The organism is Streptomyces nanshensis (genome assembly GCF_001751255.1).
Taxonomy (GTDB): Bacteria; Actinomycetota; Actinomycetes; order Streptomycetales; family Streptomycetaceae; genus Streptomyces; species Streptomyces nanshensis_A.
Genome location: NZ_LJGW01000703.1, coordinates 1 through 8,066, shown reverse-complemented (window position 1 = coordinate 8,066; position 8,066 = coordinate 1). Strand labels below are relative to the sequence as shown.

7 protein-coding genes are annotated in these 8,066 nt (G+C 73.5%); 5 read left to right on the top strand and 2 right to left on the bottom strand.

Annotated elements, in window-relative coordinates:
• Positions 1-1,636 (bottom strand): dihydroxyacetone kinase family protein (locus AN218_RS32315; RefSeq protein WP_070020580.1); only part of this gene is annotated, 1,636 nt, incomplete at its 3' end.
• A complete protein-coding gene (locus tag AN218_RS32310; RefSeq protein ID WP_070020579.1) occupies positions 1,636-2,331 on the bottom strand; it encodes an HAD family hydrolase in 696 nt (231 codons plus the stop codon). The genes AN218_RS32315 and AN218_RS32310, both read right to left, overlap by 1 nt.
• A 187-nt stretch (positions 2,332-2,518) precedes the next feature.
• On the opposite strand from AN218_RS32310, the gene AN218_RS32305 reads away from it, so the two are divergent.
• The 5 genes from AN218_RS32305 to recO all read left to right on the top strand — a co-directional run.
• Entirely contained in the window at positions 2,519-3,313 is a 795-nt protein-coding gene (locus tag AN218_RS32305) for a DeoR/GlpR family DNA-binding transcription regulator (protein ID WP_070020578.1), read from the top strand.
• Positions 3,314-3,480: 167 nt separating this feature from the next.
• Positions 3,481-4,968 carry an MFS transporter gene (locus tag AN218_RS32300; protein ID WP_079132834.1) on the top strand — a complete coding sequence of 496 codons (1,488 nt, stop codon included), beginning with the start codon at positions 3,481-3,483 and terminating at the stop codon, positions 4,966-4,968.
• A gap of 58 nt (positions 4,969-5,026) precedes the next feature.
• Positions 5,027-6,598, top strand: a complete 1,572-nt coding sequence (locus tag AN218_RS32295; RefSeq protein ID WP_070020577.1) for an FGGY-family carbohydrate kinase — start codon at positions 5,027-5,029, stop codon at positions 6,596-6,598.
• The gene (locus AN218_RS32290) at positions 6,595-7,203 is read left to right on the top strand and encodes a histidine phosphatase family protein (RefSeq protein ID WP_079132833.1); all 609 of its coding nucleotides are present in this window, start codon (positions 6,595-6,597) and stop codon (positions 7,201-7,203) included. Before AN218_RS32295 ends, AN218_RS32290 begins: the two co-directional genes overlap by 4 nt.
• Positions 7,204-7,276: 73 nt before the next feature.
• Positions 7,277-8,066, top strand: a 790-nt coding sequence (recO, locus tag AN218_RS32285) for a DNA repair protein RecO (protein WP_070020576.1), incomplete at its 3' end; no start/stop codon positions are given.

Sequence of the window (8,066 nt, the reverse complement as noted above, 5' to 3'; positions counted from 1 at the left end):
CGGTCCATGCGGCGGCGAGCGGGGTGCCGCTGCCGCGCTGCGCGAGCAGGCCGGCGCGGAACGGATCGAGCGCGTCGAGCAGCGTCTTCTCGCCGACCTCCGCGCCGCCGAGTTCGCGTACGGCCTCGAAGGCGGAGTCGACCGAGGCGGCGACGGCGTCCAGGGTGACCGGTCCCTCGGCGGACCGGCCGAGTCCGGCGCCGATCTCGGTCAGCAGCAGTCCGTACAGCGCGCCGGAGGCGCCTCCGGCGGCGTCGGACAGCGCGGTACCGGCGCGCAGCAGTCGGCGGCCGACGCGCTGGGCGTCCTCGCCGTCCTCCCCGGTACCGACGCTGTCCGCGTCCCCGTCTCCGTCCTCGTCCTCGTCCGCCGGCCCGGCCTGAGCCGCGGCGAGCGCGGCGCGCAGCCCCCGTACCATTCCCTGGCCGTGGTCGCCGTCCCCGCACACCGCGTCGAGCCGCCCGAGCTCCTCCTCGTGTTCCCGTACGACGTCCAGAGCGGCGGCGAGCAGTTCGGCGGCGACTCCGCGCGGAGGCTCGTCCGATCCCTCGGGCAGCACCGCGGGTACGTCCGCCGCGGCGGACCCGTCCGCTGCGTCTTCCGCCTCGCCCTCGGCGCCCGACGTACCGGACGGGCCGGACGCACCGGCGATCCGCGTGAAGCCCGGCGTCTCGCACGGGGCGTCGTAGAGCGCCGTGAGTTCGTCGTCGAGGACGGTCACCGACAGCGAGATGCCCGCCATGCCGAGCGAGGTGACGAAGTCGCCGACCTCGGGCCGGTACGGGATCCGTCCCGCGGCGACGAGCCGGTCGTGGACGTGGCCGTAGCAGATCAGCAGATCCTCCGGGGTGGTGCGGCCCAGCCCGTTGAGGAGCACGGCGACCCGGCGTCCCGGCGGCAGTTCGTCGAGGACACGGTCGACGAGCACGTCGGCGAGGTCGCTCGGCGCCAGCGCCGGCACCGTCTCGGCGCCCGCCTCGCCGTGGATGCCCAACCCCAGTTCCATGGCGCCGGGTTCGACGGTGAACAGCGGTTCGTCGTGGCCCGGCAGCGTGCAGCCGGCGAAGGCGGCGCCGTAGGTGCGGGTACGGGCGTTGGCGTGCCGGGCGAGGGCCTCGACCTGCTCCAGGGAGTCCCCGCGGTGCGCCGCCGCCGCGGCGGTCTTGAACACGAAGAACCCGCCGGCCACACCGCGCCGCTCCTCGGTCCGCTCGGGCGGGCCGCTGGCCACGTCGTCGGTCACGAGCACGGTGCGCGAGTCGATGCCCTCGGCGGCCAGCCGGCTCGCCGCCAGCCCGAAGTGCATGACGTCGCCCGCGTAGTTGCCGAAGGAGAAGAGCACGCCCGCGCCGCCGTCCACGGCGCGCGCCGTCCGGTAGACCTGCTCCGCGCTGGGGCTGGTGAAGACGTCGCCGATGGCGGCGGCGTCGGCGAGCCCGGGTCCCACCAGCCCGGCGAAGGCCGGGTAGTGGCCGCAGCCGCCGCCGATGACGACGGCGACCCGTCCGTACGCGGGCGCGCCGCGGCTCATCACGCCGTACGCGCCGGGCACCGCGCGGACCGTACGGCTGCGGGCGGTGACCAGCCCGCGTATCCAGTCGGACTTGAAGGTCGAGGCGTCTCCGAGGGGCCGCATCACACCGTCCTCTCCGTGGCGCGGTCGGCGATCAGCCGGTCCAGTCGCCGGCCGACGTCGTCCAGGTCGGCGGCGCGGCCCGCCGCGAGGGCGAGCGCGTCGGACGGCGGCGGATAGGTGGGGTTGGGCAGGGCGATCACGGTCATCCCGGCGGCGTGGGCCGCGCGTATGCCGTTGCCGGAGTCCTCCACGGCTGCGCAGTCCGCGCCGTCGAATCCGAGGCGGCCCGCGGCTTCGGCGTAGACGTCCGGGTGCGGCTTGCCGCGTTCGACCTCCGCGCTGGAGACGGTGGCGGAGAAGCTCGCGGCGAGCCCGTGTCCGTGCAGGACCGCGTCGATCAGCCGCCGGGGAGCGGAGGAGGCGAGCGCGACGGGGACCCGTGCGGCGACGCCGGCGACGAGCCGTCCGGCGCCGGGCAGCAGATCCACGCGTCCGCTCTCGAAGTCCGCCACCATCCCGTCCACGACGCTCCGTTCGGTGCCCTCCGGACCGCCTTCCGGTTCGCCGGTCAGCCGCCACAGGTAGGCGGCCCACTCGGGGGCGCTCATGCCCTGTACGGAGCGGGTGTCCTCGGGTGTCCAGGGCGTGTGGTGGGCCTCCGCGTAGCGGGTCCAGTTCTCCTCCCACAGGTGTTCGCTCTCGACGAGGACACCGTCCATGTCGAACACCACCGCCTGCAGCCGACCGTCCTGCATGGGGCACCTCTCCGCTGATGTGGGCTGGCACGGGACGAGTACTCGCGTCCCGAACGTGAAATTAACACTCAGGATGTTATTTGACGAGCCCGCAGTGTCCCTGTTTCCGGCGGTCCGGTCCCTTGCGGCTCCGCACCGGGCTGCCCCAGGGGCCCCGCCGGGAGTCATCGGTCGGCACACTGTGCGCATGACTTCCCGACGCGGTACGGCACGGCCACAGGAGACCCGCCAGCAGACGATCGTCGAGTACGTGGTGGAGCGCGGCTCGGCGACGGCGAACGAACTGGCGGAACTGGCCGGCGTCAGCGTGATGACCGTGCACCGGGATGTGGACGACCTGGCCAGGCGCGGCCTGCTGCGGAAGTTCCGCGGCGGCGTCTCGGCCCAGCCCTCCTCCGTCTTCGAGAGCGACGTGGAGTACCGGCTCGGCGCCAGGCTGGCGCAGAAGCAGGCCATCGCACAGTGCGCGACCGCGCTCGTGGAGCCCGGCACGTCCCTGCTGCTGGACGACTCCACCACCGCGCTCCAACTCGCCCGGCGCCTGGAACAGTTCACGCCGCTGACCGTGGTGACCAACTACCGGCGGGCCATGGACGAGCTGTGCGGCGTCACGGATCTGCGGCTGATCGGGCTCGGCGGCGAGTACTCCCGTACGCACGACTCCTTCAACGGGCTCTCCTGCACCGAGGCGATCGCCAGGGTCCACGTCGACGTCGCCTTCGTGAGCACCTCGGCGATGACCACGGATATGACCTTCCACCAGGAGCAGGAGATCGTCCAGGTCAAGCGGGCGATGCTGGCCTCGGCCTCGAAGCGGGTGCTGCTGATGGACTCGGGGAAGCTCACGCGTACCGCGCTGCACCGACTGGCGCCGCTCGCCGAGTACGACGATCTCGTGGTCGACGACGGCGCGGACCCGGAGCTGCTGACCGAACTCCGGGAGGCGGTACGGGTGCACGTCGCGGAGACCGATCCTTCTTAACGTATTGCGTGTGAAAAAAACACGCTCTACGGTGCGTCCGGTGGCAACGGGCCGCGACGTTCGCGGTGCCGTGCAGCGAACTGCGCCAGGGCGCCCGGGCTCCCCGGCCAGCGGGTCCGCTCAGGACCACATCCGCGACAGGGACGACACCCGCACAGGGGAGACCCATGAACCAGCCGGAGACACCACGGGCCGCACTCGGCACAGCAGGCGGCGGCGACGGCGCACATCCGCCCCACAGCGCGGACGGGCCGCCGTCCGCATCCGCGGCAGATTCGTCGGCCGCATCCGCGGCAAAGCCCTCAGCCGCATCCGCAGCAGACGCCCCCGACCAGAAGCCCCGCGGGATCGAACGCCTCGGCATTCCCCGGCCGCTCGTCTGGGGATTCGTCGGCGTCCTCATCTACATGATCGGTGACGGCGTCGAGATCAGTTACCTCACCGACTACCTCCAGCAGCCCGACGGCGGCGGCCTCGCCGGCGGCCAGGCGTCCTTCGCCACGGTGACCGCCTACGGCATCGCCGTCATGGTCGCCTCCTGGTTCTCCGGAACGCTGTCCGCGATCTGGGGCCCGCGGCGGGTGATGTGGCTCGGCGCGGCATGGTGGGTCGGATTCGAGATCGTCTTCCTCTTCTTCGCCGTACCGAGCCAGAGCCTGGGGTTCATCGCCCTGATCTACGGGATACGCGGCTTCGCCTACCCGCTCTTCGCGTTCGCCTTCCTGGTCTGGGCGCAGACGACCAGCCCGGAGCGCATGCGCGGCTCGGTCGCCGGCTGGTTCTGGTTCGCCTTCACCGGCGGCCTTCCCACCCTCGGCGCGGGCGTCGCGGCGCTGGCCATCGGGCCCCTGGGGATGAGCCTGCGGGACACCCTGGTGCTCTCCCTCGTCCTGGTCGCGATCGGCGGCGCCATCGGCTCCTTCGCCGTACGCGAGCCCCAGGGTCTGCAGCCGATCGCCGACGCCTCGGTGACCGAACCCCGCAGCTACCGCAGGCTGTTGGAGGGCGTGGACATCCTGTGGCGCGACAAGCGCACCCTCGCCGGCGGGCTGGTGCGCATCGTCAACACCGCGCCGCAGTACGGGTTCTTCGCGATGTTCCCGTTCACCTTCGGCACGGCCGGCGACAACGACGGCTTCCTCAGCCTCGCGCAGATCTCCACCCTCACCGCGATCACCTACGGTGCGAACATCGCGGCCAACCTCTTCTTCGGCGTCTTCGGCGACTACTTCGGCTGGCGCCGCACGGTCACCGTGTTCGGCTGTCTCGGCTGCGCCGTCGCCACTCCGCTGTGGTATTTCGTCTCGCTCGCCAGTGAGAGCTTCACCGTCACCGTCGTGCTCGGCTGCCTCTACGGCGTGCTACTCGCGGGCTTCGTACCGCTGTCGGCCCTGATGCCGTCGATGGTGCGGCACAAGGACAAGGGAGCGTCGCTGGCCGTGCTCAACTTCGGTGCGGGCGGCGCCGCGTTCGTCGGGCCGTTCCTGGTCACGGTCTGCTACCCGTTCATCGGCGGGGGCGGCGTCGCGATCGTCTTCGGCGCGCTCTACCTCGCGGTCGCCCTGCTCTCGACGCGGCTGAAGGACCCCAGCGACCCGGGCGAGCGCCGCCGTGCGGCGGACAACTCCGGGGCAGCCGTGGGCAGTACGGCGTGACGGTGAGACTCGGCGGAGTCCGTACGGGACGGGCGCGCGCCGCCTCCGGTGGCGGACCGTGACCTCCCCGGACGTCTGGGTCGGCATCGACCTCGGTACGACGGGCGCCCGCGCCCTCGCGGCGGACCGCGAGGGCCGGGTGCTCGGCCGTGGCGCGGCGCCGCTCACCAGCCACCGGGACGGCGTGCGCCACACCCAGTCGCCCGGGGAGTGGTGGACCGCCGCGGCGACCGCCTGCCGGGAGGCGCTGCGGACCGTACGGCCCGCCCGTATCGGCGGTGTGGCGGTCGACGCCACCTCCGGGACGGTCCTGCTCACTGGCGCCGACGGCCAGGCGTTGACCCCGGCCCTGATGTACGACGACGGGCGCGCCGAAGCGGAGGCGGCCGAGGTCAACTCCCGCGGCGGCGAGGTCTGGCGGCGCCTGGGCTACGGACGCATGCAGCGCTCCTGGGGCCTGCCGAAGCTGTGCCGGCTGCTGCGCGACCGCGACGCGGCCCGTGCTACGGGCGCACGCCTCACCCACCAGAACGACTACGTGAACCGGCGGCTGACCGGTCACCCCACGCCCGCCGACAGCAGCCACGCGCTCAAGTCCGGCTTCGACCCGGCCGAGGGCGACTGGCCCTGGCAGGTGCTGGACGCCCTCGGCGTACCGCCCGGGGTGCTGCCGCCCGTGGTGGCCCCCGGCACCGCCCTCGGCCGGGTCTGCGACGCGGCGGCGGAGCAGACCGGACTGCCGCCGGGCACGAGGGTCACGGCGGGCATGACCGACGGCTGCGCCGCCCAACTGGCCGTCGGCGCCAGCGAGATCGGGGACGTCAACTCGGTGCTCGGCACCACCCTCGTGGTCAAGGGCGTCAGCGCCCGCCTCCCCGAGGACCCCACCGGGGCCGTGTACGCACACCGTTCGCCCACCGGGCTCTGGCTGCCGGGCGGTGCGTCCAGCGCCGGCGGACGGGCCCTGGAGGCGGCCTTCCCCGCGCTCTCCTCCGGCGGTCACGCGGACTTCGACGCGGCGGCACAGCGGCACGGGCCCGCCGGTGCCGTGGCCTACCCGCTGCCCGGCACGGGGGAGCGCTTCCCCTTCGCCGCCCCCGCGGCGCACGGATTCCTGCTGGCGCAGCCCGGCTCCCGTACGGACGAGACCGCCCCCGCCGACGAGACGGAGCACTACCGCGCCCTGCTCGAAGGCGTGGCTTTCGTGGAACGGCTGGCGCTGGACCGGCTGGACCTGCTGGGGGTGCCCATCGACGGACGTCTCACCTTCAGCGGCGGCGGCAGCGGCAGCCGGGTCTGGAACGCCCTGCGCGCGGACGTCCTCGGGCGGCCCGCGTACGTCAGGGAGCAGCACGGCTCGGCGTTCGGCATGGCGCTGCTCGCCGCGTCCGCCGGCTTCGGCGGGAGCACCGGGGGCGCGGACGGCGGCGCGGACAGCGGGGACACGGGTGCGGTGGACGTCGCCGGCGCGAGCCGTGCGATGGTGCGGACACGGGAGGTCTTCACGCCCCGGGACCGGCACCGGGAGGCGATGCTGGCCTCCTACCGGCGGCTCGTACGGGAGTTGGCAGGGCGCGGCTGGCTCCCGTCCGAACTCGCCGAGCACGCCCTGCGGAGGAGCCTGACGTGACCGAACTGGTGCTGGTACGCCACGGCGAGACCGTGTGGCACGCGGAGAACCGCTACGCGGGCAGCAGCGACGTACACCTCACGGAGAAGGGCGCCGAACAGGGCCGTGAACTCGCCCGATGGGCCGCCAAGAACGGCGAGTTCGCGGCGGTGTTCTGCTCACCGCTGAGCCGGTGCCGGCGGACGGCGGAACCGGCGGCGGAGGCGACCGGACTGCCGCTGCGCCGCGAACCGCGCCTGCGGGAAGTGCACTTCGGGGACGGCGAGGGCATGACCGCGGAGGAGATGCGGCGGTCCTTCGGCGACCGGCTCGCCGCGTTCCACCGTGACCCCGCCGGGTCGCCCCTGCCCGGCGGCGAGAACCCGGCCGCGGCAGCCGAGCGGGGCGTGGCCGCCCTGCGCGACATCGCCGCCGCCCACCCCGACGGCCGGGTGCTGGCGGTGTCGCACAACACCCTGATCCGGCTGGTGCTGTGCAGCGTCCTCGGTCTGCCGCTGTCGGAGTACCGGCGTACGTTCCCCGAACTCGGCAACACCGCGCCGACGATCCTGCGGCTGCGCGAGGGCCGGTGGTCCCTGATCCGCTTCAACGCCCCGCTGTGCTGACGGACTTCCGAGCGCGGACCGGGGGGCACCCGTCCCCGGTGGCCGTCCGCGGCCGTGCGGGATACTGAGGCCCATGAGTCTGTTCCGCGACGACGGCATCGTGCTGCGCACCCAGAAGCTGGGTGAGGCGGACCGGATCATCACTCTGCTCACCCGCGGGCACGGACGGGTGCGGGCGGTCGCGCGCGGAGTCCGGCGTACGAAGTCCAAGTTCGGCGCGCGGCTGGAGCCGTTCAGCCATGTCGACGTGCAGTTCTTCGCGCGCGGCAGCGAACTCATCGGCCGCGGGCTGCCGTTGTGCACCCAGACCGAGACCATCGCCCCGTACGGGCAGGGCATCGTCGCCGACTACGCCCGCTACACCGCCGGTACGGCGATGCTGGAGACCGCGGAGCGCTTCACCGACCACGAGGGCGAGCCCAACGTGCAGCAGTATCTGCTGCTGGTCGGCGGGCTGCGGACGCTCGCCGCGGGCGCGCACGCGCCCGGCCTGGTGCTGGACGCCTTCCTGCTGCGCTCGCTGGCCATGGGCGGCTACGCGCCCAGCTTCGACGACTGCGCCAAGTGCGGCCTGCACGGCCCCAATCGGTTCTTCTCCGTCGCCTCCGGAGGTGTGGTGTGCGGGGACTGCCGGGTGCCCGGCAGCGTCGTACCGTCGCCCGAGGCGCTGCGCCTGCTCGGCGCGCTGCTCACGGGGGACTGGGAGACGGCCGACGCCAGCGAGGCGCGGCACGCGCGCGAGGGCACGGGGCTCGTCTCGGCGTATCTGCACTGGCACATGGAGCGCGGGCTGCGCTCGCTGCGCTACGTCGACCGCTCGCCGGCCTCCTCGGGCGCACCGGCCGCCCCCGCCGGGCAGGCCG

Excerpts from the sequence above, each read along its gene's own strand:
- AN218_RS32300 (WP_079132834.1), top strand. The coding sequence starts at position 3,481 with ATGAACCAGCCGGAGACACCACGGGCCGCACTCGGCACAGCAGGCGGC.
- AN218_RS32310 (WP_070020579.1), bottom strand. The coding sequence starts at position 2,331 with ATGCAGGACGGTCGGCTGCAGGCGGTGGTGTTCGACATGGACGGTGTC.
- AN218_RS32305 (WP_070020578.1), top strand. The coding sequence starts at position 2,519 with ATGACTTCCCGACGCGGTACGGCACGGCCACAGGAGACCCGCCAGCAG.